Here is a 19,190-nt window from a genome sequence, read left to right as displayed (position 1 = left end):
ACTTGGTGATCGCCGCCGTCAGCGACGTCTTGCCATGGTCGACGTGACCAATCGTGCCAATGTTCACATGAGGCTTAGTGCGCTCGAATTTACCTTTTGCCATAGTCTCTTTCCTTGGACGGCCTGGGGACGGCCTGGACCTTCAGTTCAGTCGAATGCGGGGCGATTAGCGACTAAGGCCGAAAAACACAAGTGCCTTGTCGCCGAGCGCGCTCGCCCGCCCGAACGCGTGATCCGGTTTCGGAGAATGTGGCGCGGATATAGGAACGAACAAGGGCAAATGGAATGGTTACGGCGGCGGCTGACGGCTTTGCCGGATTTACAGCCGGATCTGGCCCATTGCCGCCCTGGCGCCGGTCTGATTTCGTGGGCCGATGCATTTCATCCCGACTGCCATACGAGGCCCGCTGTTCATGGTCGTTTCGACCGGGTCCTACATCGTCAACGACACGATGATGAAACTCGCAACCGCGGGACTGCCGCCCTATGAGGTGCTGTTCCTGCGCGGCGCTGCGGCAACATTGTGGGGCATTCCGCTGCTGTTCATGCTGGGCTACGCAAGCAGATCCCGCTGATCCTAGACGCCAAGGTTTTGCGCAGGAACCTGCTCGAACTGGGTGCGATCCTTTGCTACGTGGTGGCGCTCGCCAACATGCAGATCGCCGATTCGACCGCGCTCGGACAGATCACGCCCTTGCTGATGCTGGTCGGCTCCTCGATGCTGTTTGGCGAACGGATCGGCGGGGTACGCCTGGCGCTGATCGGGCTCGGCTTTGTCGGCGCGGTGATGGTGGCACAACCGACAATGCAGGGGATTTCGGTCTACGCGCTGCTGGCGCTAGGCAACGCAGCTCTGTCCGCCGCGCGCGATCTGGCGGGACGCAAGGTCGCCGCCGACGTGCCGGGGATGGTCGTCGCCATTTCCGCGGTGATTGTGGTGCTCGCCGGCGCCGGCGTTGCGCATCTGGTTTCCGAGCAGTGGGTGGTGCCTGAAATCCGTCACCTGCTGCTGATGGGCGGCGCCGGACTGTTCCTGATCTTCGGCCACTTCTTTATCTTCATGGCCTATCGCGTCGGGCCGACCAGCGTGGTGGCGCCGTTCTACTATTGCTTTACCGTCTGGGCGGTGATTTCAGGCCTGGTGGTATTCCGGCAGCTCCCGAATGCGCTGGCCATCTGCGGCATCCTGCTGGTGGTGGCCAGCGGGTTGACCATCGTCTCGCTCGACGAGCGCAAGCGCCGGTTGACCGTCGTCGCTTGAAACTGAAATCGGCCTGCACAATAGGAGGAGCGCGTGGCAAGCCCGGATGACAACCAGAATTCACGCAACCGCAGGCTTATCGGAAAGTGCCTGTGCGGCGCCGTTCAGTACGCGGTGGCGGACGCGTTCGTCTATGCCACGAACTGCCACTGCTCGAACTGCCGGCGCACCACCGGCTCGGCCTTCAAGCCATTCGCCGGCATCGAGCGCGACAGGATGAGCCTGGCGAGGGGCGAGGACAATCTCATGATCTTCGGCGACGAAACCGGCCATGACGCGCATTGCAAGACCTGCGGCTCGTTGCTCTATTCCGTGGTCCGCGACGGTGCCTTCGTGCATGTCGCCATGGGAACCCTGGTCGACGAGCCGACCATCCGCCCGACGCAGCACATCTTCGTCGGCTCGAAGGCGAAGTGGTTCACGATCACCGACGATCTGCCGCAATACAGAGAACACGCGGTCGCCGGAGATGCCGGCGAATAGCTGACCGTTAGAAAACGCTCAACCAAATTATCGTTTCGTTTTCGCGTCGGCCGCCAACGAAACTATACTGTGCTCCGTCACTGAACTTATGTCGCGGGGATTTCTGTGGCATTGCCGCCCGACTGGTTGCCCAATGTTGCGATGAGGCGCGTCATTTGCCATTGGACGGCCGGCTCGCATTCGGCCGGCGATACCGACAGGGATGCGTATCACATACTGGTCGAGGGGAATGGCCGCCTGGTCAGGGGCCGGCCTTCGATCGCGCTCAATTCGAGCCGGGTAAAACCGGGATATGCCGCGCACACGCTCAACTGCAACGGCGGCTCGATCGGGGTTTCGCTCTGCTGCATGGCCGGGGCGGAGGAAAGGCCGTTCGATGCCGGCCGCTATCCGATGACCAGGGCGCAGTGGGACGCGATGACCACGGTTGTCGCCGAACTCTGCAAATATTACCGCATCAAGGTCACGCCCAAAACGGTGCTCTCGCACGCCGAGGTCGAAAGCAATCTCGGCATCGAGCAACGCGGAAAATGGGATTTCACCCGGCTGCCCTTCGATCCGACGATCAGCGGCGCAAGCGCCTGCGGCGACCGGCTGCGCCGCGACGTGACGGCGGCAATGGGCGCGATGCCAAATCTGCCGGTGAGGAACGGGCGCGATGCCGCATGGCAGCGACTGCTCGAGGAATTATGGCCGATCATGGTGGGAGGGCTGGAAGCCGGCCTCAACACGCTGATCCGCGAAATCCTCAAAAGGATCAGATAGGCGGTCGGCATTCGGATGAATGCCGACGCAATTGCCGAGCGGCTTCTACAGAGCCCGCCTGCCGCTGAACTGGTGATAGGCCCACAGGACAACCACGGCACCGACCACGGCTACGATCAGGCTATAGATGTTGAGCCCGGTAACGCCCGACGCGCCAAAGGCGCTGAAGATGAGCCCGCCGACGATGGCACCGACAATCCCGAGCACGATGTCGAGCACAAGGCCTTGCCCGCTTTTATTGACGATCTTGCTGCCTATGAAGCCGGCGATGACGCCGAGAATAATCCAGCTTAATATTGACATTTTTCCTCTCCGTTCCCCGCACCCGATTACTTCCACATTATTAAGCAAAGCTCAAGCCAACTTGAAAATCATGATTACGGAAAGCTCAAACCGGCTTGAAATTCGCCATGGATGCGTCATTGTTGGAGACGGACGGGCAATTTGACATGGAGATCCACAATGGGACTGTTTGACAATGCCGTTCCCGGCGGCAACGTCGCCAAGCCGCTGATGATCGCGCTCGGCGCACTTTTGGTGGGAAAAATGCTGAGCGGTGGAAGTTCCGCCCAGCCGGAGGCGGCGCAGAGCCCTGCCCCCGTCCCGCCTGATACAACCGCATCCGCCGACGGCGGACTGCTCGGCGGTCTGGGCGGACTGCTCGACAAACTGAAGGACGCCGGCCACGGCAACGTTGCCAATTCGTGGGTCGGCACCGGTCAGAACCAGCCGATCAACCCCAGCGATCTGGGCAGTGCTCTCGGGCCACAAATCATCCAGGAGATCGCGCAAAGGACGGGCCTGAACCAGCAGGATCTGCTCAAGCAATTGTCCGCGGCCTTGCCAGGGCTTGTCGACCAGTTGACGCCGAACGGGCAGGTGCCGCAGCAGAACCAGCTCGCGTCCATATTCAGCAAATTCGCGAGCTGACGCCTGTCGCCCAACGCCGCCTACGGTTCGGGACAACGATAACAACGATAACACAGATTAAGATGCGCGTCCGTCTGGACGCGCAACGAATACTTTGAACTATCGGCAAAGCGCTTCGCTTGGGGCTGCCTACTTCGGCATCGTGCGCGAGGTGCGCCGCGGCTTGGGGGAAATCTGGAGCGGGTAGCGGGAATCGAACCCGCATATTCAGCTTGGAAGGCTGCTGCTCTACCACTGAGCTATACCCGCGCCTTTCAGTCAAGCATCGGATCCGCTCCGACGCTCGCTCTGCGTTTCAGGGCTTCCGGGCCGGCAGTGGTGGAGAGGGTTGGATTTGAACCAACGTAGGCATAGCCAACGGATTTACAGTCCGTCCCCTTTAACCACTCGGGCACCTCTCCAGTCTGCCGCCGGAGCCATGCAACGAGGCATCGACGCGTCGCGGCTGCCTGAGCAGCCCTTCCGCGAAGCGCCTTATGGCGGCAGCGCCCAAAACTGTCAACCGCAACAGTCCGGCAAAAAGCGCTGAATCTCACGCCTCGCCCGACAAGCAGCTTATGCAGCTGTATCCATGGCCGGACGACACGGCTATAGAAGCCGGCCATGAGCAACGACAACAAATCGAAGACCCCTAAAGACACCCACTACGCCAAGCTGCGCCGCGCGCATCGCGACGAGAAGAGCGGTGGCGCGCCTGCATTCAGGCCACGCCAGCCGGTGCCGCCCGGCGAGAACCCGGCGGATGGGCTGGTGCGGCTCTACGGGCTGCACACGGTGCGGGCCGCACTCGACAATCCGCGCCGAAAAATCAAGAAGATGCTGGTGACGCGCAACGCTGCCGAGCGGCTGGCAATCGCCGATCTTGGCGCTTTGCCCTTCAAGGCGGAGTTGGTCGAACCCAGGGACATCGACAAGGTCACCGGCTCGGATGCCGTGCACCAGGGCGTGGTGATCGAGGCCGAGCCGCTGAAACCGAAACGCCTCGATGCGCTCGGCGACACCAGGCTGGTGCTGGTGCTCGACCAGATCACCGATCCGCACAATGTCGGCGCGATCCTGCGCTCGGCGGTCGCCTTCGGCGCCGGCGCACTGATCACCACGGCGCGCCACAGCCCGCAGGAATCCGGCGTGCTGGCAAAGTCGGCTTCCGGCGCGCTCGAACACATCGATCAGATCGAGGTGAAGAACCTCGCCCATGCGCTGGAGCAGCTGCACGAGGCCGGATTCCAGACGATCGGCCTGGATTCAGACGGGCCGGCGGAGCTCGAAACGAGCTTTGCCGGAGAAAAGATCGCGTTGGTACTTGGCGCCGAGGGCAAAGGCCTGCGCCAGAAAACGCGCGAGACGGTGACGACGCTGGCCCGGCTCGACATGCCCGGCGCCATCCGCTCGCTCAACGTGTCGAATGCCGCGGCGGTGGCGCTTTATGCGGCGAGGAAGTTTTTGAGAGAGTGAATGGTGAATGGTGAATGGTGAATGGTGAATGGTGAATGGTGAGAGTGTACGTAAGTCGTGACCAATTCACTACCAACGACTCACCTATCTGCAACTGACTACCTATTCACTATTCACTATTCACCCACTTCACAATTCACTATTCACCCACTTCACATCCCGCCATCCGCTCCAGCGCCCGAACCAGCGCCGAATGATCTTCCTTAGCGCCGCCATTCGCCGCGCAAGAGTTGAACAATTGCTGCGTCGTTGAAGTGTTGGGTAGTGCTACGCCCAGCGCCTTTGCCCCTTCCAGCGCCAGGTTAAGATCCTTCTGGTGGAGTTCGATGCGAAAGCCCGGCGCGAAGCTGCGCTTGATCATACGCTCGCCATGCACTTCCAGGATGCGCGAGTTTGCGAGCCCGCCCATCAGCGCCTGCCTGACCTTGGCCGGGTCGGCGCCGGCTTTCGATGCAAAAACCAGCGCTTCGGCGACGGCCTCGATGGTCAGCGCGACGACGATCTGGTTGGCGACCTTGGTGGTCTGGCCGACGCCGTTGGGTCCGACCAGAGTGATGTTCTTGCCTATCTTCTCGAAGATAGGCTTGGCGCGTTCGAAGGCTGTTTCCTCGCCGCCGACCATGATGGTCAGCGACGCCGCCTTGGCGCCGACCTCGCCGCCCGATACCGGCGCGTCGAGATAGTCGCAGCCGAGATTGTTTATCTTTTTAGCGAATTCCTTGGTCGCGATCGGCGAGATCGAGCTCATGTCGATGACCAGCTTGCCATTCGTCAGCCCGGTTGCGACGCCGTTCTCGCCGAACAGCACATCGGCGACCTGCGGCGTATCCGGAACCATGGTGATGACGATGTCGGCCGCGCGGGCAACGGCATCATGGCCGGTGACGGTCTTTAATCCCCTGGCGACGAGATCGGCCGGCGGCTTCGAGCGGTGGTCGCTGGCGACGACCTGATAACCGGCGTCTAGCAGATGCCCCGCCATCGGCGTGCCCATGATGCCGAGGCCGATGAAGCCGATGATTTCCATTTTAGTTCTCCGTCGTGTTTCCTTGTTAAGGCCGAGTTCTTTCGCGCCCCCCTCTGGCCTGCCGGCCATCTCCCCCACGGGTGGGGAGATCGGCAATTTCGGCGTCGGCTTGTAACTTTCTAAACCTCGAAAATTGGCGAAAGCGGCGGCGACATCCAATCTCCCCCCTCGTGGGGGAGATGGCCGGCAAGCCAGAGGGGGGCGCGCAGGAACGCGACGTACGATACGTAGCGTCTACGCCGCCGCGCTGCCCTGCCCGGCCAGGTCCCGAAACCACCCAAGCCCGGCTTCCGTTCCGCCCTTCGGCTTGTACTCCGCCCCGACCCAGCCGGAGTACCCGATGCGGTCGATGTGGTTGTACAGAAAAGGAAAATTGATCTCGCCCGTCCCCGGCTCATGACGGCCGGGATTGTCCGCAAGCTGGATATGCGCGATGCGGTTGAGGTTTGCCTCTATGGTACGGGCGAGATCCCCCTCCATGATCTGCATGTGATAGATGTCGTATTGCAGGAACAGGTTCTTCGATCCGACGCGGTCGATCAGGGCCAGAGCCTGGTCCGAGTAATTCAGGAAGAAGCCCGGAATGTCGCGGGTGTTGATCGGCTCGATCAGCAGCCTGATGCCGGCCTGCTCCAGCTTTTCGGCCGCGAAAGCCAGATTTTCGGCGAAGACGTCTTCCAGCACGGAGCGATCGACGCCTTGCGGCGCGATGCCGGCGAGGCAGTTGACCTGCTCGCAGCCGAGCGCTTGGGCATAGGTGACGACCTTGGCAATGCCCTGCCGGAACTCCGGGATGCGGTCGGGCAGGATCGCGATGCCGCGCTCGCCCTTGGCCCAGTCGCCGGCAGGCAGGTTGAACAGGACCTGCGTCAGCCCGTTCTTCTTCAACCTGGCCGCGACGACATCCGGCGCATGGTCATAGGGGCCGATATACTCGACGCCCTTGAAGCCGGCGCGGGCGGCGGCATCGAAGCGGTCGAGGAAGTCATGCTCGCCAAAGAGCATCGAAAGATTGGCTGAGAACCGTGGCATGGCAGTAGTTCCTCATATGCGGCTTAATCGAGCATGACGATCGCCGTGGGGGCATCTTCGTGATGTTCGGCTAGCTCCTCGAATTCGGTGATCTTGTCGATTTCGGTACCCATCGAAACGTTGGTGACGCGCTCGAGGATGAATTCGAGCACCACCGGAACCTGGTGCTCGTCCATCAGGCGCTGCGCCTCCTTGAACGCGCCGGCGAATTCCTCCGGCCGGCGCACCCGGACCGCCTTGCAGCCCATCGCCTCGGCAATGGCGACGTGGTCGACGCCGTAGCCCGCCTCAGGCTCGTCTTTCCGGTTGACGTTCTCGAAGGCCAGGCTGACTTCGAAGTCCATCGAAAAGCCGCGCTGCGCCTGGCGGATCAGGCCGAGATAGGCATTGTTCACGACGACATGGATGTAGGGCAATTTGTGCTGTGCGCCGGCCGCCAGTTCCTCGATCATGAACTGGAAATCATAGTCGCCGGACAATGCCACAATTGTGCGGTCCGGATCGGCGGCGCGAACACCGAGGGCTGCCGGCAATGTCCAGCCGAGCGGGCCGGCCTGGCCGCAATTGATCCAGTTGCGCGGCTTGTAGACGTGCAGGAATTGCGCCCCGGCGATCTGGGACAGGCCGATCGTGGTGACATAGGTGGTGTCGCGGCCGAACGCCTTGTTCATCTCCTCGTAGACGCGCTGCGGCTTCAGCGGCACCTGGTCGAAATGGGTCTTGCGCTTCATTGTCTTCTTGCGCTGCCGGCATTCGCCGGCCCAGCCCGACCAGTCGCGCAATTTTCCGGCCGTCCTCCACTCGGTGGCGACGTCGAGCAGCATCTTAAGCGCCGCACCGGCATCTGAGACGACGCCAAGGTCCGGTGCGAAGACCCGGCCGATCTGCGTCGGCTCGATATCGACGTGGATGAATTTCTTGCCCTTGGTGTAGACGTCGACCGAACCGGTGTGGCGGTTGGCCCAGCGGTTGCCGATGCCGAAAACGAAATCTGCTTCGAGCATCGTCGCATTGCCATAGCGGTGCGAGGTCTGCAGCCCGCACATGCCGGCCATCAGGCGGTGGTCGTCGGGGATCGCGCCCCAGCCCATCAGCGTCGGGATGACAGGCACGCCGGTGACCTCGGCGAACTCGATCAGCAGATCGGACGCATCGGCGTTGATGATGCCGCCGCCGGCGACGATGACAGGCTTTTCCGCCGCGTTCAGCATCGTCAACGCCTTCTCCGCCTGGGCGCGCGACATTGCCGGCTTGAACGGCACCAGCGGCTCGTAGGCATCGATGTCGAACTCGATCTCGGTCAGTTGCACATCGACAGGCAAATCGATCAGCACCGGCCCCGGCCGCGACGAGCGCATCAGATGAAACGCCTTCTGCAACGACATCGGCACCAGATAGGGTTCCATGACGGTGACCGCCCATTTGGCGACGGGTGCGGCGATCGCCGCAATGTCGACGGCCTGAAAATCCTCCTTGTTGAGACGCGCGCGCGGCGCCTGCCCGGTGATGCAGAGGATGGGAATTGAATCGGCAGCGGCCGAATAGAGGCCGGTGATCATGTCGGTGCCGGCGGGACCCGAAGTGCCGACGCACAGACCTATATTGCCCGATCTGGCGCGGGTAAACCCTTCGGCCATATGCGAGGCCGCCTCGACGTGACGCGCAAGGATGTGGCGGATACTTCCCCTCGCCTTCAGTGCCGAATAGAGCGGGTTGATCGCAGCACCCGGCACGCCGAAGGCACAGGAGATGCCTTCCTTTTCGAGAACGAGAACCGCTGCGTCGACTGCGCGCATCCTGGCCATGTCAGCCTCCACGGAATTGTTGATAGCCTATGATGCCAGCGCACCAATGATTTTTCAATTTTTTCAGAATATTTTTTCATTTCTAGAAAACGGCTCTTGTGAGTTGAATTGATTTGACTTTCTGTTTTCCACGAATTCGCTTGGCAAATCGGTGAAAAACTTTTTCATTGCTTGTTGGGCGAACAGAGCGAAGAATGGCCCGATGGAGACCACCGAAAAACGCCAGCGCGGCCGGCCGCGCGCCTTCAACGGGCCGGCCGAGGCCGCCTCGGTGCAGTCGCTGGACCGGGCGCTGCGCATCCTGGCAATCGTCGCCGATGGCAGCGGCCTGTCGCTGAGCGAGATCGCCGCCAGTTCCGGTCTGCCGGCATCCACCGCCTACCGCATGCTGACGACGCTGGAAAACCACGGCATGGTCGAGTTCGACGGCCCTGACCAGCTGTGGTCGATCGGCGTCGAGACCTATCGCATGGGCGCGGCGTTCCTGCGCCGCCGCAAGCTGGTCGACCGCGCCCGTATCGTCATGCAGGAACTGATGGAGAAGACCGGCGAGACCGCCAATCTCGGCGTCGCCGAGGACGATTGCGTCGTCTTCGTCAGTCAGGTCGAGACGCATCAGGCGATCCGCGCCTTCTTCCGGCCGGGCACGCGCAGCTCCTTCCATGCCTCGGGCATCGGCAAGGCGGTGCTGGCGCATCTCGAGCCGGAACGCGTCGCCACCATCCTGCGCCGGGCCGGGCTGGAGCGCTTCACCGAAAACACGCTGTCCGACATCTCGGCGCTCGCTCGCGACCTGGTGACGATCAAGCTGCGCGGCTGGTCGGTAGACGACGAGGAGCGGCATCCGGGCATGCGCTGCGTTGCCGCCGCCATCTTCAATGAATTCGGCGAGCCGATCGGCGGCGTTTCGGTTTCCGGGCCGACAGTACGGGTCACGCCGGAACGGCTGGCCGAGATCGGCCCGCTTGTGCGCGATGCGGCGGCGGAGGTGACGAGGATGATCGGCGGGCTGCCGACCCCTCCCGGCCTTGGCAGCGAGCCGAGCGCATGGCAGCGCTGACCGGCGCGGAATGGTGCGACATCTGCCAGGATGGCCAGAGCTAGGCCCCGGGCACCGCGCTCTTGGTCGATAGGTCGTAGAAATCAAGCAGCATCGCCAGCCCAACTCCGCAGGCGGTGAAGATGAGGCCGGCAATGAAGATACGATTGGCGCGTTCATAAACGCGCCGTTGTAGAGACGTTATGTCGAGCAGCAACCGCAGCGCTCGTATCTGCAGGGCAATGCCGATCAAAATCGGCACGACGGCGGCCAGGTGATAGATTTCCCACGGTATCGGGTTGGCGGCCCAATGCGTGATGAAGCCCAGCGAGAACGCCAGCAAGATGCCGACGGTGGTGATTGTGCCGTTGCGGAAAATTGTCTCGATCGGCTCTTCGTTCGGATCTTGCTCGCCCAAGCGCCCTCTCCCCTGTTTCGGCTCGGTGCAGATTAGGCTGTTGGGAAATCGCTGTACATCGGCAAGAGTGTTGGCGAATGCTGAAGCGGCATCCGATCTCGTCTTAAGTGGGCGATGTTCGACAGGACAGAGAGGCTGACGGAGCGCGGCTTTATTCCAGCTTGGGTTCCTCGCCCCACGGAAGTGGGGAGAGGTGGCGCGGCGAAGCCGCGACGGAGAGGGGACCGCGCCCTACGAAGGCCCCCTCTCCGGCCGCGGAGCCTGTCCTCGGGCTTGCCGAAGGCAAGACCCGTGGGCGGCCACCTCTCCCCCGCTTCGCGGCGGGCGAGGAACCCAGGTCCTAAGAGGTCGGAGGAACAACCCCTCTGCCCTGCCACTCAGACGCGCAGAAAAAGGGGCAGTGGGGTGCCCCTTCTTCCGGTTGCCTGAAACGGTCACCTCCTCCCAAGCTGGCATAGTGGCCCTCAAAGCCAGCAGCGATGGCGATAGCCGTCGTAGCCGACATAGGTGTCCGAGTACGGGTCGTAGCTCTGGTAGCGATTGAGGCAGCGCCGGACGTGCCAGGAGCCGCCGTCTTCCTCGATATAGACGGTGCGCGGCTGGGCGAGCGCGCTGCCGAGCAGGAAGCCGCCGACACCTGCAGCAATGCCGATGCCGAGGTGCTTGTGCTTGTGATGGGCGGCCGAAGGCTGAACCGTACCAACCAGCATGGCGGCGGCGACGGTGGTGGCGACGAGGCCGGAAACGATGGTGCGCTTGAACATGACGATCTCCTTGTTGTGAGAGGCGATCCAACCGCCTCTTGACCATCAGTCGTCGCGACAAGGAAAAAGGTTCGAAGGTCCTTTTGGATTTTTTCTCGGCGGGAGAAATCGCGCGGTCTGATGCGCGACCACGAACGGTCGCGCCGTCGACAGTTCACCGGAACAACCGGCTGGCCTCAGCCCATGCCGGTGATATGGCGAAGCCAGAAGGCGAGCGCGATGAAGCCGATGATGGTGGTGACGCCGGTCCAGTCGATATTGGCGTGCTTCAGGTCCTTGATGAGCTTCACCAGGAGAACCCAGGCCACGACGACGAGCGGGAGAATGATGACAAACCTGATCATGCGACAGCCCTCGCTGATGCGATTGCACCTTCGATCAATATAGGAAGCGAATTGGCCGTTTTCAGGACGCCTTGGCGGCAGAACCGCCGCGTTCGCGGCAGCGGAAAACGGAGTTTTGTCTTTACTGGCGCAGCAGATATGGTAACCGGAGCGCCGTGCCCTTGTAGCTCAGCTGGTAGAGCAGCGGTTTTGTAAACCGAAGGTCGGCGGTTCGATTCCGTCCGGGGGCACCAGTACGGGCTTCTTGAGACCTCCGGGGCGCTTGATATCTGCTCATCCCCGATATCCACAGGCCGGGGCCGTCAGGATCGGTAGCACATCAGCTTCAACGCATATATTCCCTAGCGGAAACCATAGTTCCCTAGCGGAAAACCTAGGAGTCTTCGTTGGAGCAGAAACGCACGACCGCCCCCTTCATCAACGGCATATTTGGCGGATTTATCGTCTTCGCCTTCGCGTTCGGTTTCCGTTTCCTGCTAAGTCCCGATCCCGATCCAACATCAAGAGCAACGACAAGCCTTTCAGTACTGGCCTTCGCCATTTGTTTCGGCGCAGCCTTCCTCCGCGAGCACCGGCGCCAGATTGCCGCCGCCAGAGAATATATAAGCCGCCCAAGATCGTACTAGGGGCGTACGTGTCGGGACCGTCCTCGTCGGGTCACCAGAAACTTCCGTGAAATTGCTGGCAAAATCTGTCGCCAGACAACGAGTTAGCATCTCATATCTAGAGACGCTGAGCCCGGGCGTGACTTCGCCGTTGCAGAGCCGTCATTTCGGCCCTCTCTCCCGGCCTCGGCCATCTCGTACCATTCGATTAAATTGCTCCTGTGTATATTAGCACTCGCTCAATTAAGCGCGCCGACAATGTCGGTGCGGCGGGCCAAAAACCAAAGGGTGTTGTCATGCGAAGTGATTTCGCCGCGGCGCGCGAGCTTTTGGAGTGCGCACAAAACCGCCTCTGCGGCGCGGATGAAACGAGCCGACGCGTCAACGAGGCCCTCGACGCGCTGATTGAAGAAATAGCCATCGCGGAATTCCGCAAGGCGCCACTGACGGTCGTGCCGTTTCCGCGAGCGCGGCCGCCTAAGCATGTTCGGTAGAGCGCTGATCGCCCGCGTTGACGAAGAGCCGGCAACTGATGTTTCCGCAATCGCCCGTTGGAGCGTCGTTGAACGACCAAGCCTTTGACGATAGAGTTGCCGGGCATTGGTGCTCTGAAACTCCGGAGCCGATCCATGTCACGCTGTGGAGATGTCTACGAGAACAAGGTGACCGGCGAATATGCGGTCATCCTGCGTGGCACCGAAGACCGCGGCCAGGGACCTGGCATCGCTCATCTGACCGCCCGGCCGGGAGCCGCAGTGGTGGGCGAGCACTTCCACCCGAATCTGACGGAACGGTTTACCGTCCTCCGTGGCCGTCTCGACGCTTGCATCGCCGGGAGCACTTTGTCCCTGGGGCCTGGCCAATCCGCCACGGTCGAAGCAGGCGTCGCACATGATTGGTGGAACAGCAGCAAAACCGAAGAAGCGCATGTCCTGGTCGAAGTCCACCGGGCGCCAGGTGCGGACAATGTCGACCCGAACCGTTTCGAGCTGCTGATCGGCATGCTCTTCGGCCTGGCCAATGCCGGCAAGGTGGACAGAAAAGGTAGACCTTCGCCGCTTCAGGCAGCAGTCATCGCCAGAGAATTTGCCGACGTGATCGTCTTCACGCACCCGCCACCTGCGATCCAGCGAGTGGCGCTGGCGATCCTGGCGCCACTCGGCCATCTGCTTGGCTATCACGCGATCGACCCCGTCTACTGCAAGCCGCACGGGCATGTCACGCCGGCTCCTGAAATCCTCGCTCGAGCAGGCCTAACGGCTGGGTGATCCGGGTCCATACTAGGCGCCCGGCATTTTTATCGGCAGGATGCTGCCATGTCGCGAACTCTGATCGTGGTTGGTCTCAGCATAGTTGCCATAGGCCTGCTGTGGCCTTGGTTGGCTCGGACCGGCCTTGGCAGGCTGCCCGGCGATATCGTGATCGAGCGTGAGAACTTCAGGCTTTATGTCCCTATCACCACGGGGATACTGGTCAGCATCGTGCTCTCGGCCATTCTATGGCTGATCAACCGTTAGGCGATGCTCCGGCTGCGGCGATTTGTGTTGCAGGCCTTATTCGCCCTTGATCTTCTTACACTCCGATCGCCGCCACCAATATCCTGTTCTGCCTGCGTATCGCCGTGCGCAGTTCGGCAATCCTCGCCTCCTCGCGCTTCACGAATTCGATGAACATCATGTTCATGTTGTTGAAGATGAGTTCGCCGAGCGCCGGCCCGTCAATGTCGCGGCGCACCAGGCCGAGCGCCTGCAGGCGGACGATCAGCGCGCGGATTTGCTCGGTCAGGGCGCGGTCCAGCCCGGTATAGGCCTGGCCGAACGGGCTGTCCGGCAGTTGCGTCGAGATCGCCATCGCCTGCCGCCACATCTCCTTGCTGAGATAATGCAGCGAGTGCTCGATATAGATGCCGAGCAGCGTATCGAGAGCGTCGCCGACATTGGCCGGCGGGTTGGCGACGACGCCGCGCCCGGCATTCAGCACCTCGTTGACCTCCATCGAGACGATGGCGCCGAGGATGTCGCCCTTGTTCTGGTAGTAATTGTAGATGGTGCCGACCGAGACTTCGGCCTGCGCGGCGATGGTCTCGATCTTGGCGCCTTCATAACCGGCATCGCGGAAAAGCGCCGCCGCTGCTTCGATGATGCGGCGGTGCCGATCCGCCTTCTGCCTTGCCCGCAATCCGCTCATAGCGGCTGTTTGCCACAAAAACAGAATTGACTCAATTTTAGAATTGGTTCAATTTTTTCCTACAAGCCAAAAAGGCATGGGAGAACACTCGATGTCCATCAATCCAAAGACCCCCAATCCAACCGTCAGGAATCCGCTTTCCGTTCTAAAGAGCCATCTCCAAGGCGCCTGTGCCGCGGCAGCACTGCTGCTGGCGGCGGGCAGCCTCGCTCAGGCGCAGGATCTCAACGCACTGATCTGGTGCGATCACGCCGATCCGGCGCTGCTGCAGCCGTTCGAGGAGGCGAACGGCGTCAAGGTCAATGTCAAGGAGTTCGAAGGCACCGGCGCCGGCCTGGCCATCGTCGATCAATCACAGCCCGGCGATTGGGACGTGATGGTGATCGACAGCATCGACGTACCGCGCGGCGTCGAAAAAGGCCTGTTCGAGCCGCTACCGGAAGACAAGCTGCCGCTGGCCGACCTGTTTCCGCAGGTGAAGATGGATAGCTCCACCGTCGTCGACGGCAAGCGTTACGGCATCACCGAAAAGTTCGGCTACAACACGATCGGCTACAACAAGACCAAGGTCGACCCGGCCGACATGCAGTCGATGGCGGCGCTGACCGGCGACAAATACAAGGGCAAGATCGCCATCTACGATTATTACCTGCCGGTCATCGGCATGGCCGCACTGGCGATCGGCAAGAAGACTGCGGAACTGACCGAGGCCGACCTTCCCGCCATCAAGGAAGAGCTGCTCAAAATGAAGGCCAACGCCAAGCTGGTCGGCGAAGTGACCGCCAGCCAGACGGCGCTGGCGACCGGCGAGGTCGACATTCTGGTCGGCGGCGGCGAATGGGTGACGGCGGGGCTGGCCAAGGAAAACCCTGCCCTCGACTTCTCTATCCCGAAAGAAGGCGCCGTGCTGTGGTCGCAGTCGCTGGCAATGTTCAAGGATTCCAAGAACAAGGAGCTGGCGCTTAAATTCATCCAGTACATTATGAGCCCCGAAGGCCAGGCGCGGCTCGCCACCTCGTCCTGCTATTGGGGCATGCCGGCCAACAGCAAGGCGGCGTTGAGCGACGAGCAGAAGAAGATCCTGCGCTTCGACGAGCAGCCGGAATTCCTCGCCCGCGCCCAGTCCTATCCGGCGCCGAATGCCGATCTCGACAAGAAGATGCAGGACGTCTGGACCGAAATGCTGCAGGCGCAATAACCGGCTGCCGGTCGTGAACGCCGTCAACAGCGGGCGTGCCCTGCCCTGGGCGCTGGTCACGCCGGCGCTCGGCTGGACATTGCTGTTCTTCGTGCTGCCCTTCGTCGCCATGGCTGTATCCAGCCTGACGGCGCATGAAGGCGGCGGCTTCACGCTGTCCAACTACAGCCAGTTCTTTGCCAATCCATCTTACTGGCAGGCGATGGTGAACTCGCTGCAGGTCACAGCCATTGTCACCGTGATTTCGGTGCTGCTCGCCTATCCCTTTGCCTGGATCCTGGCCGAGCAGGTGCCGGAGCGCTGGCAGCGGCTGGCGCTGATGCTGGCGGTGCTGCCCTTCTGGACCTCCTATGTCGTGCGCTCCTATTCGTGGCTGCTGGTGCTGGCACAGAACGGCGTCGTCAATCGCGCGCTGACCGGCTCCGGCCTGTTCGGCGAACCGCTGCAGCTCGCCAATACTCGGCTCGCCACCGTCACCGGCTTCGTGCATTTCTTCGTCATGCTGTTGACGCTGACGATCTTTGCCAATCTGAAGCAGCTCAGCCCCAGCTACCGGAAGGCCGCCGCCGACCTCGGCGCCGGGCCGCTGCGGACCTTCCTGCATGTCGTTCTGCCGCTGACGCTGCCTGGCATCATGGTCGGCGCCTTCCTCACCTTCGTGCTATGCATCGGCGACTACATCACGCCGCAGATCCTCGGCGGCAACAACGAGCTGTTGATGCCGCAACTCGTCATGATGCAGATCGGCCGGCGCGGCGACTTTCCGCTCGCCTCGGCGCTGTCGATCATCCTGATGGCGGTGGTCACTATCGCCTACCTCGCCTGCTCCCGCTGGCTGAAGATCGAGCGGGCCTGACCATGCGCGCGCTCATCCGCCTCGTCTCCGGCCTTTATGCCATCGCCATCTATGGCTTCATCTTCCTGCCGGTGGTGGTGCTGGTGCTGTTTTCGCTGCAGGCGACGTCGTTTCCGATCCCGCCCTTCACCGGGCCGTCGCTGCGCTGGTACGAGGCCGTGCTCGCCGACACGCGGCTGACTTCGGCGCTGGTCAATTCGCTGCTGGTGGCGGTCGTCTCCTCGGCTGTCGCCGTCACGCTTGGCTTTCTCTCCGCCTGGGGTTTTGCGCGCTTCGCCTTGCCGGGCTCGGGCCTGATGCGCGGGCTGATCACCTTGCCCTTGACCGTCAGCTATCTCATCATCGGCATGGGGCTGCTGGTGCTGTTCAACTGGACCGGCGTACCGAAGTCTCTACTTGCCGCAGGCATCGGCCATGTCGTGATCAACCTGCCGCTCTGCTTTGCCATCGTCTACAGCCAGATGGGCGACCACCAGATCAATATCGAGCGCGCCGCGCGCGACCTCGGCGCGCCCGAATGGAAGGTGCTGCTGCTGATCACCGTGCCCATCATGGCGCCGGCCATCTTCGCCGGCTTCTTCCTGTCGATGACCTTCTCCTGGGACGAATTCGTCATCTCGTTCCTGTTGACGCGCTTCGACACGACGCTGCCGGTCGAGATCTGGAACCTGCTGCGCTCCGGCCTCAATCCCAAGACCAACGCCGTCGGCTCGCTGGTCTTCGCCGTCTCCATCGTACTGGTGGTATTGTTCGAGCTGATGCTGTTGCGGAGGAAGCCGGCATGAGTGCGCCACTGGTCGATATAAGCTCCGTCTCGCATCGCTTCGGCCAGCACACGGTGCTGAAGAACGTCTCGCTGACGATCGAGCCGGGCAGCTACACGATCCTGCTCGGGCCGTCCGGCTCCGGCAAGACGACGCTTCTGTCCATCCTCGGCGGCTTCGTCACGCCGAGCGAGGGCAAGGTGCTGATCCGCGGCGAGGACTGCACCGCCGTGCCACCGGCGAAGCGGCCGACGACCACCGTGTTCCAGGACTACGCGCTGTTTCCGCATATGAGCGTCGGCAGCAATGTCGGCTTCGGCTTGCGCATGCGGGGTGTCGATGGCGCAACCCGGGCAGCGAGGGCGCGCGAGGCGCTGGCGCTGGTCGGGCTGGCTACTGCCTTCGACAAGAAGCCGCACCAGCTTTCCGGCGGTCAGCGGCAGCGCGTGGCGCTGGCGCGCGCCCTGGTGGTCGAGCCGGCGGTGCTCCTGCTCGACGAGCCGCTCGGCGCGCTCGACCTGAAATTGCGCCGGCAGATGCAGGATGAATTGAAGGCGATCCAGAAACGCGTCGGCACCGCCTTCATCCACGTCACCCACGACCAGGAAGAGGCGATGGCGCTGGCCGATCATTGCGTGGTGATGAATGACGGGCGCATCGAGGACGAGGGACCGCCCGAGCGCGTCTATGCACGGCCGGCGACGCGCTTTTCCGCGACTTTCATGGGCGAAAGCACGTTGATTTCCGGAACAGTGACCGAGGCGAAGAGCGGCAAAATCACCGTCAACACGAAGCTTGGGTCGCTCTCTTTGCCCGGCACATTGCCGGCCGGCTCGACCGTTGCGCTGGCCGTCCGGCCGGAGCATCTTGTTCTCGGCGCTGCCGGCGGTGCTGTGGCGCTCGGTATGGTCAAGGTCAACGACGTCGTCTTCCAGGGCAGCTTCAAGCGTGTGCTGGGGACCTCCACGACCGACCCGGCGCTGCACTTCATCGCCAAGGTTCCCTCGGCATCGGCCGTCCAGCCGGGCGACGTGGTCGCGGTATCGTGCGATGCTGGCGACATCATCCTGCTTGCGGACCAAACATGAGCTCGCTTCCAATCATCGACGCTCCTAACTGGTACGAAACTATCCGCATGGGCGATGGCGTGACGCTGATCCACGAGCCGTGGATCAAGCCGTTCTTCCGCTGCAACATCTGGCATGTGCGCGGCCGCGACCGCGATCTTCTGTTCGACACCGGCCTTGGCCATTTCAGCCTGCGCCGCCACGTGCCGCTGGTCACGGAGCGCAAGCTCACCTGCGTGGCCAGCCACACCCATTTCGATCATATCGGCTGCCATCACGAATTTCCCGACCGCTGCGTCCACCCGGCCGAGGCCGAAATCCTCGCCGACCCGCGCAACGAATGGACGGTTGCCGACCGCTATGCCACCGACGAGATGTTCGACGGCATGCCGCAAGGCTGGGACACGAAGCGCTACCAGATCCTGCCCGCACCAGCCGGCCGGTTGCTCGAGCAAGGCGACATCGTCGATCTCGGCGACCGTGCCTTCGAGGTCATCCACACGCCCGGCCATTCACCCGGCGGCATTGCGCTCTACGAAAACAGGACGGGCATCCTGTTTTCCGGCGACATCATCTATGACGGCCCGCTGATCGACGACGTCTATCACTCCGATATCGACGATTATGTCGAAACGCTGCTGCGCATGCGCGATCTCGATGTCTCGGTCGTGCACGGCGGCCATTTCCCGAGCTTCGGCAAAGTCCGCTATCGCCAGCTTGTCGACGAGTATCTCGCGCAAAAGCGCCAGGCCGGCTGCCATCTGTTGCAAGCCCGATAAGCACTGGCGCTGTGGCGTTAAAGCGCCCTTTGCGGACAGGGTGTCCCCGCCGCGTCGCCGCAGCGTGAGGCCGTGGGCTCGGGTCTAAAGCTCTTTTCCTCCGACTGGCGCACCAGTTCCGCGAAAGCCAGGGCAAAACTTGCCAGCATCAGGAAGACAATAATCAAGCGTGCCAGCGGCAATAGATCGGCCTCGACTGGTTAGCCCCCACGCCGCCCGTCCGCTGCCGGCTAACATGATCGATATGGCTTTACGAGAGTTTAAGGCGAGTCTTAACCATCACATCATTTTGTCCTCCGACATGATGCGCGAGTGCGGCTTGTTTGGTCGCCATCTGCAGGCACCTCCCTCCCTTTGCAGAAATGCCCACCCATGCTAACCCGGCGCTGGCGCGGCCCAGCAACCGGTCGC

Annotated in this window: 25 protein-coding genes and 3 tRNA genes; 17 read left to right on the top strand and 11 right to left on the bottom strand. The window is 62.1% G+C overall.

The annotated features are described in order from the left end of the window. A partial coding sequence (locus NKI29_RS21005) for a GTP-binding protein (protein ID WP_245464554.1) occupies positions 1 to 103 on the bottom strand: 103 nt, incomplete at its 3' end. A 310-nt stretch (positions 104 to 413) separates the two neighbouring features. On the opposite strand from NKI29_RS21005, the gene NKI29_RS21000 reads away from it, so the two are divergent. The 4 genes from NKI29_RS21000 to NKI29_RS20985 all read left to right on the top strand — a co-directional run bounded on the left by NKI29_RS21000 (position 414) and on the right by NKI29_RS20985 (position 2,509). Further along, positions 414 to 575, top strand: coding sequence for a hypothetical protein (locus NKI29_RS21000; protein WP_352797143.1), 162 nt, complete (start codon positions 414 to 416; stop codon positions 573 to 575). Positions 576 to 592: 17 nt separating this feature from the next. Beyond that, positions 593 to 1,261, top strand: coding sequence for a DMT family transporter (locus NKI29_RS20995; RefSeq protein ID WP_352797140.1), 669 nt, complete (start codon positions 593 to 595; stop codon positions 1,259 to 1,261). Positions 1,262 to 1,294: 33 nt separating this feature from the next. Then, positions 1,295 to 1,744 (top strand): GFA family protein, encoded by a 450-nt coding sequence (locus NKI29_RS20990; protein WP_352797138.1) that lies wholly within the window; start codon positions 1,295 to 1,297, stop codon positions 1,742 to 1,744. 105 nt (positions 1,745 to 1,849) lie between these two features. Continuing rightward, positions 1,850 to 2,509: an N-acetylmuramoyl-L-alanine amidase gene (locus NKI29_RS20985; protein WP_031213130.1), complete on the top strand. Its 660-nt coding sequence runs from the start codon at positions 1,850 to 1,852 to the stop codon at positions 2,507 to 2,509. Positions 2,510 to 2,554: 45 nt separating this feature from the next. Here the strand turns inward: NKI29_RS20985 and NKI29_RS20980 are convergent, their stop codons facing one another. Beyond that, positions 2,555 to 2,812, bottom strand: coding sequence for a GlsB/YeaQ/YmgE family stress response membrane protein (locus NKI29_RS20980; protein WP_023680431.1), 258 nt, complete (start codon positions 2,810 to 2,812; stop codon positions 2,555 to 2,557). Positions 2,813 to 2,971: 159 nt separating this feature from the next. Here NKI29_RS20980 and NKI29_RS20975 point away from each other — a divergent pair, with 159 nt between their 5' ends. Beyond that, positions 2,972 to 3,439, top strand: a complete 468-nt coding sequence (locus tag NKI29_RS20975; protein WP_023680430.1) for a YidB family protein — start codon at positions 2,972 to 2,974, stop codon at positions 3,437 to 3,439. 175 nt (positions 3,440 to 3,614) lie between these two features. On the opposite strand, the gene NKI29_RS20970 is transcribed toward NKI29_RS20975, so the two are convergent. Both NKI29_RS20970 and NKI29_RS20965 read right to left on the bottom strand, forming a co-directional pair. After that, positions 3,615 to 3,688, bottom strand: a tRNA-Gly gene (locus NKI29_RS20970). A 67-nt stretch (positions 3,689 to 3,755) separates the two neighbouring features. After that, positions 3,756 to 3,840: transfer RNA gene (locus NKI29_RS20965), tRNA-Tyr, on the bottom strand. A 202-nt stretch (positions 3,841 to 4,042) separates the two neighbouring features. Here NKI29_RS20965 and NKI29_RS20960 point away from each other — a divergent pair. Next, on the top strand, positions 4,043 to 4,894 hold the full coding sequence (locus NKI29_RS20960; RefSeq protein WP_023680429.1) for a TrmH family RNA methyltransferase: 852 nt from the start codon (positions 4,043 to 4,045) through the stop codon (positions 4,892 to 4,894). Positions 4,895 to 5,033: 139 nt separating this feature from the next. Here the strand turns inward: NKI29_RS20960 and NKI29_RS20955 are convergent, their stop codons facing one another. The 3 genes from NKI29_RS20955 to gcl all read right to left on the bottom strand — a co-directional run bounded on the left by NKI29_RS20955 (position 5,034) and on the right by gcl (position 8,758). Further along, positions 5,034 to 5,921, bottom strand: a complete 888-nt coding sequence (locus NKI29_RS20955) for a 2-hydroxy-3-oxopropionate reductase (protein WP_352797134.1) — start codon at positions 5,919 to 5,921, stop codon at positions 5,034 to 5,036. A gap of 234 nt (positions 5,922 to 6,155) precedes the next feature. Continuing rightward, the gene (gene hyi / locus NKI29_RS20950; protein ID WP_352797131.1) at positions 6,156 to 6,953 is read right to left on the bottom strand and encodes a hydroxypyruvate isomerase; all 798 of its coding nucleotides are present in this window, start codon (positions 6,951 to 6,953) and stop codon (positions 6,156 to 6,158) included. Positions 6,954 to 6,976: 23 nt separating this feature from the next. Further along, positions 6,977 to 8,758: a glyoxylate carboligase gene (gene gcl / locus NKI29_RS20945; protein ID WP_352797128.1), complete on the bottom strand. Its 1,782-nt coding sequence runs from the start codon at positions 8,756 to 8,758 to the stop codon at positions 6,977 to 6,979. A 202-nt stretch (positions 8,759 to 8,960) separates the two neighbouring features. On the opposite strand from gcl, the gene bhcR reads away from it, so the two are divergent. Further along, positions 8,961 to 9,818 (top strand): HTH-type transcriptional regulator BhcR, encoded by an 858-nt coding sequence (bhcR, locus tag NKI29_RS20940; protein WP_352699895.1) that lies wholly within the window; start codon positions 8,961 to 8,963, stop codon positions 9,816 to 9,818. 40 nt (positions 9,819 to 9,858) lie between these two features. Here bhcR and NKI29_RS20935 read toward each other — a convergent pair whose 3' ends face one another. From NKI29_RS20935 to NKI29_RS20925, 3 genes are all read right to left on the bottom strand, one after another. Continuing rightward, positions 9,859 to 10,215 carry a hypothetical protein gene (locus NKI29_RS20935; protein WP_352797125.1) on the bottom strand — a complete coding sequence of 119 codons (357 nt, stop codon included), beginning with the start codon at positions 10,213 to 10,215 and terminating at the stop codon, positions 9,859 to 9,861. Between the two features lie 464 nt (positions 10,216 to 10,679). Further along, positions 10,680 to 10,979, bottom strand: a complete 300-nt coding sequence (locus NKI29_RS20930; protein ID WP_352636975.1) for a BA14K family protein — start codon at positions 10,977 to 10,979, stop codon at positions 10,680 to 10,682. A gap of 176 nt (positions 10,980 to 11,155) precedes the next feature. Then, entirely contained in the window at positions 11,156 to 11,323 is a 168-nt protein-coding gene (locus NKI29_RS20925; protein ID WP_352451069.1) for a hypothetical protein, read from the bottom strand. 157 nt (positions 11,324 to 11,480) lie between these two features. On the opposite strand from NKI29_RS20925, the gene NKI29_RS20920 reads away from it, so the two are divergent. From NKI29_RS20920 to NKI29_RS20900, 5 genes are all read left to right on the top strand, one after another. After that, positions 11,481 to 11,556 (top strand) — tRNA-Thr (locus tag NKI29_RS20920). A gap of 153 nt (positions 11,557 to 11,709) precedes the next feature. After that, positions 11,710 to 11,949: a hypothetical protein gene (locus NKI29_RS20915; RefSeq protein WP_156937488.1), complete on the top strand. Its 240-nt coding sequence runs from the start codon at positions 11,710 to 11,712 to the stop codon at positions 11,947 to 11,949. 275 nt (positions 11,950 to 12,224) lie between these two features. Beyond that, a complete protein-coding gene (locus tag NKI29_RS20910) occupies positions 12,225 to 12,422 on the top strand; it encodes a hypothetical protein (protein WP_084641813.1) in 198 nt (65 codons plus the stop codon). A 135-nt stretch (positions 12,423 to 12,557) separates the two neighbouring features. Continuing rightward, the gene (locus NKI29_RS20905) at positions 12,558 to 13,196 is read left to right on the top strand and encodes a cupin domain-containing protein (RefSeq protein ID WP_352797123.1); all 639 of its coding nucleotides are present in this window, start codon (positions 12,558 to 12,560) and stop codon (positions 13,194 to 13,196) included. Between the two features lie 48 nt (positions 13,197 to 13,244). Continuing rightward, positions 13,245 to 13,445, top strand: a complete 201-nt coding sequence (locus NKI29_RS20900; protein WP_023679908.1) for a DUF2905 domain-containing protein — start codon at positions 13,245 to 13,247, stop codon at positions 13,443 to 13,445. Between the two features lie 55 nt (positions 13,446 to 13,500). Here the strand turns inward: NKI29_RS20900 and NKI29_RS20895 are convergent, their stop codons facing one another. Continuing rightward, positions 13,501 to 14,115, bottom strand: a complete 615-nt coding sequence (locus NKI29_RS20895; protein ID WP_352472778.1) for a TetR/AcrR family transcriptional regulator — start codon at positions 14,113 to 14,115, stop codon at positions 13,501 to 13,503. Positions 14,116 to 14,206: 91 nt separating this feature from the next. Here NKI29_RS20895 and NKI29_RS20890 point away from each other — a divergent pair, with 91 nt between their 5' ends. The 5 genes from NKI29_RS20890 to NKI29_RS20870 are packed head-to-tail and all read left to right on the top strand — an operon-like array spanning position 14,207 to position 18,779. Further along, positions 14,207 to 15,313, top strand: a complete 1,107-nt coding sequence (locus NKI29_RS20890; protein WP_352797122.1) for a polyamine ABC transporter substrate-binding protein — start codon at positions 14,207 to 14,209, stop codon at positions 15,311 to 15,313. Positions 15,314 to 15,326: 13 nt separating this feature from the next. Further along, a complete protein-coding gene (locus tag NKI29_RS20885) occupies positions 15,327 to 16,169 on the top strand; it encodes an ABC transporter permease (protein ID WP_352797120.1) in 843 nt (280 codons plus the stop codon). A 2-nt stretch (positions 16,170 to 16,171) separates the two neighbouring features. Then, positions 16,172 to 16,954, top strand: a complete 783-nt coding sequence (locus tag NKI29_RS20880; protein WP_023679912.1) for an ABC transporter permease — start codon at positions 16,172 to 16,174, stop codon at positions 16,952 to 16,954. Continuing rightward, positions 16,951 to 18,021 (top strand): ABC transporter ATP-binding protein, encoded by a 1,071-nt coding sequence (locus tag NKI29_RS20875; RefSeq protein ID WP_352623245.1) that lies wholly within the window; start codon positions 16,951 to 16,953, stop codon positions 18,019 to 18,021. Before NKI29_RS20880 ends, NKI29_RS20875 begins: the two co-directional genes overlap by 4 nt. After that, positions 18,018 to 18,779, top strand: coding sequence for an MBL fold metallo-hydrolase (locus tag NKI29_RS20870; RefSeq protein WP_352797117.1), 762 nt, complete (start codon positions 18,018 to 18,020; stop codon positions 18,777 to 18,779). Before NKI29_RS20875 ends, NKI29_RS20870 begins: the two co-directional genes overlap by 4 nt. Positions 18,780 to 19,190: the final 411 nt, after the last annotated feature.

This window comes from Mesorhizobium sp. M0678, from assembly GCF_040320505.1.
Classification (GTDB): Bacteria; Pseudomonadota; Alphaproteobacteria; order Rhizobiales; family Rhizobiaceae; genus Mesorhizobium.
The sequence above is the reverse complement of the archived record's forward strand: the minus strand, read 5'-3'. Positions and strand labels throughout refer to the sequence as shown.

Excerpts from the sequence above, each read along its gene's own strand:
- NKI29_RS20930 (WP_352636975.1), bottom strand. The coding sequence starts at position 10,979 with ATGTTCAAGCGCACCATCGTTTCCGGCCTCGTCGCCACCACCGTCGCC.
- NKI29_RS20880 (WP_023679912.1), top strand. The coding sequence starts at position 16,172 with ATGCGCGCGCTCATCCGCCTCGTCTCCGGCCTTTATGCCATCGCCATC.
- NKI29_RS21000 (WP_352797143.1), top strand. The coding sequence starts at position 414 with ATGGTCGTTTCGACCGGGTCCTACATCGTCAACGACACGATGATGAAA.
- hyi (WP_352797131.1), bottom strand. The coding sequence starts at position 6,953 with ATGCCACGGTTCTCAGCCAATCTTTCGATGCTCTTTGGCGAGCATGAC.
- NKI29_RS20870 (WP_352797117.1), top strand. The coding sequence starts at position 18,018 with ATGAGCTCGCTTCCAATCATCGACGCTCCTAACTGGTACGAAACTATC.
- NKI29_RS20980 (WP_023680431.1), bottom strand. The coding sequence starts at position 2,812 with ATGTCAATATTAAGCTGGATTATTCTCGGCGTCATCGCCGGCTTCATA.
- NKI29_RS20895 (WP_352472778.1), bottom strand. The coding sequence starts at position 14,115 with ATGAGCGGATTGCGGGCAAGGCAGAAGGCGGATCGGCACCGCCGCATC.
- NKI29_RS20925 (WP_352451069.1), bottom strand. The coding sequence starts at position 11,323 with ATGATCAGGTTTGTCATCATTCTCCCGCTCGTCGTCGTGGCCTGGGTT.
- NKI29_RS20890 (WP_352797122.1), top strand. The coding sequence starts at position 14,207 with ATGTCCATCAATCCAAAGACCCCCAATCCAACCGTCAGGAATCCGCTT.
- NKI29_RS20975 (WP_023680430.1), top strand. The coding sequence starts at position 2,972 with ATGGGACTGTTTGACAATGCCGTTCCCGGCGGCAACGTCGCCAAGCCG.
- NKI29_RS20910 (WP_084641813.1), top strand. The coding sequence starts at position 12,225 with ATGCGAAGTGATTTCGCCGCGGCGCGCGAGCTTTTGGAGTGCGCACAA.
- NKI29_RS20875 (WP_352623245.1), top strand. The coding sequence starts at position 16,951 with ATGAGTGCGCCACTGGTCGATATAAGCTCCGTCTCGCATCGCTTCGGC.
- NKI29_RS20960 (WP_023680429.1), top strand. The coding sequence starts at position 4,043 with ATGAGCAACGACAACAAATCGAAGACCCCTAAAGACACCCACTACGCC.
- NKI29_RS20955 (WP_352797134.1), bottom strand. The coding sequence starts at position 5,921 with ATGGAAATCATCGGCTTCATCGGCCTCGGCATCATGGGCACGCCGATG.
- NKI29_RS20905 (WP_352797123.1), top strand. The coding sequence starts at position 12,558 with ATGTCACGCTGTGGAGATGTCTACGAGAACAAGGTGACCGGCGAATAT.
- bhcR (WP_352699895.1), top strand. The coding sequence starts at position 8,961 with ATGGAGACCACCGAAAAACGCCAGCGCGGCCGGCCGCGCGCCTTCAAC.
- NKI29_RS20900 (WP_023679908.1), top strand. The coding sequence starts at position 13,245 with ATGTCGCGAACTCTGATCGTGGTTGGTCTCAGCATAGTTGCCATAGGC.
- gcl (WP_352797128.1), bottom strand. The coding sequence starts at position 8,758 with ATGGCCAGGATGCGCGCAGTCGACGCAGCGGTTCTCGTTCTCGAAAAG.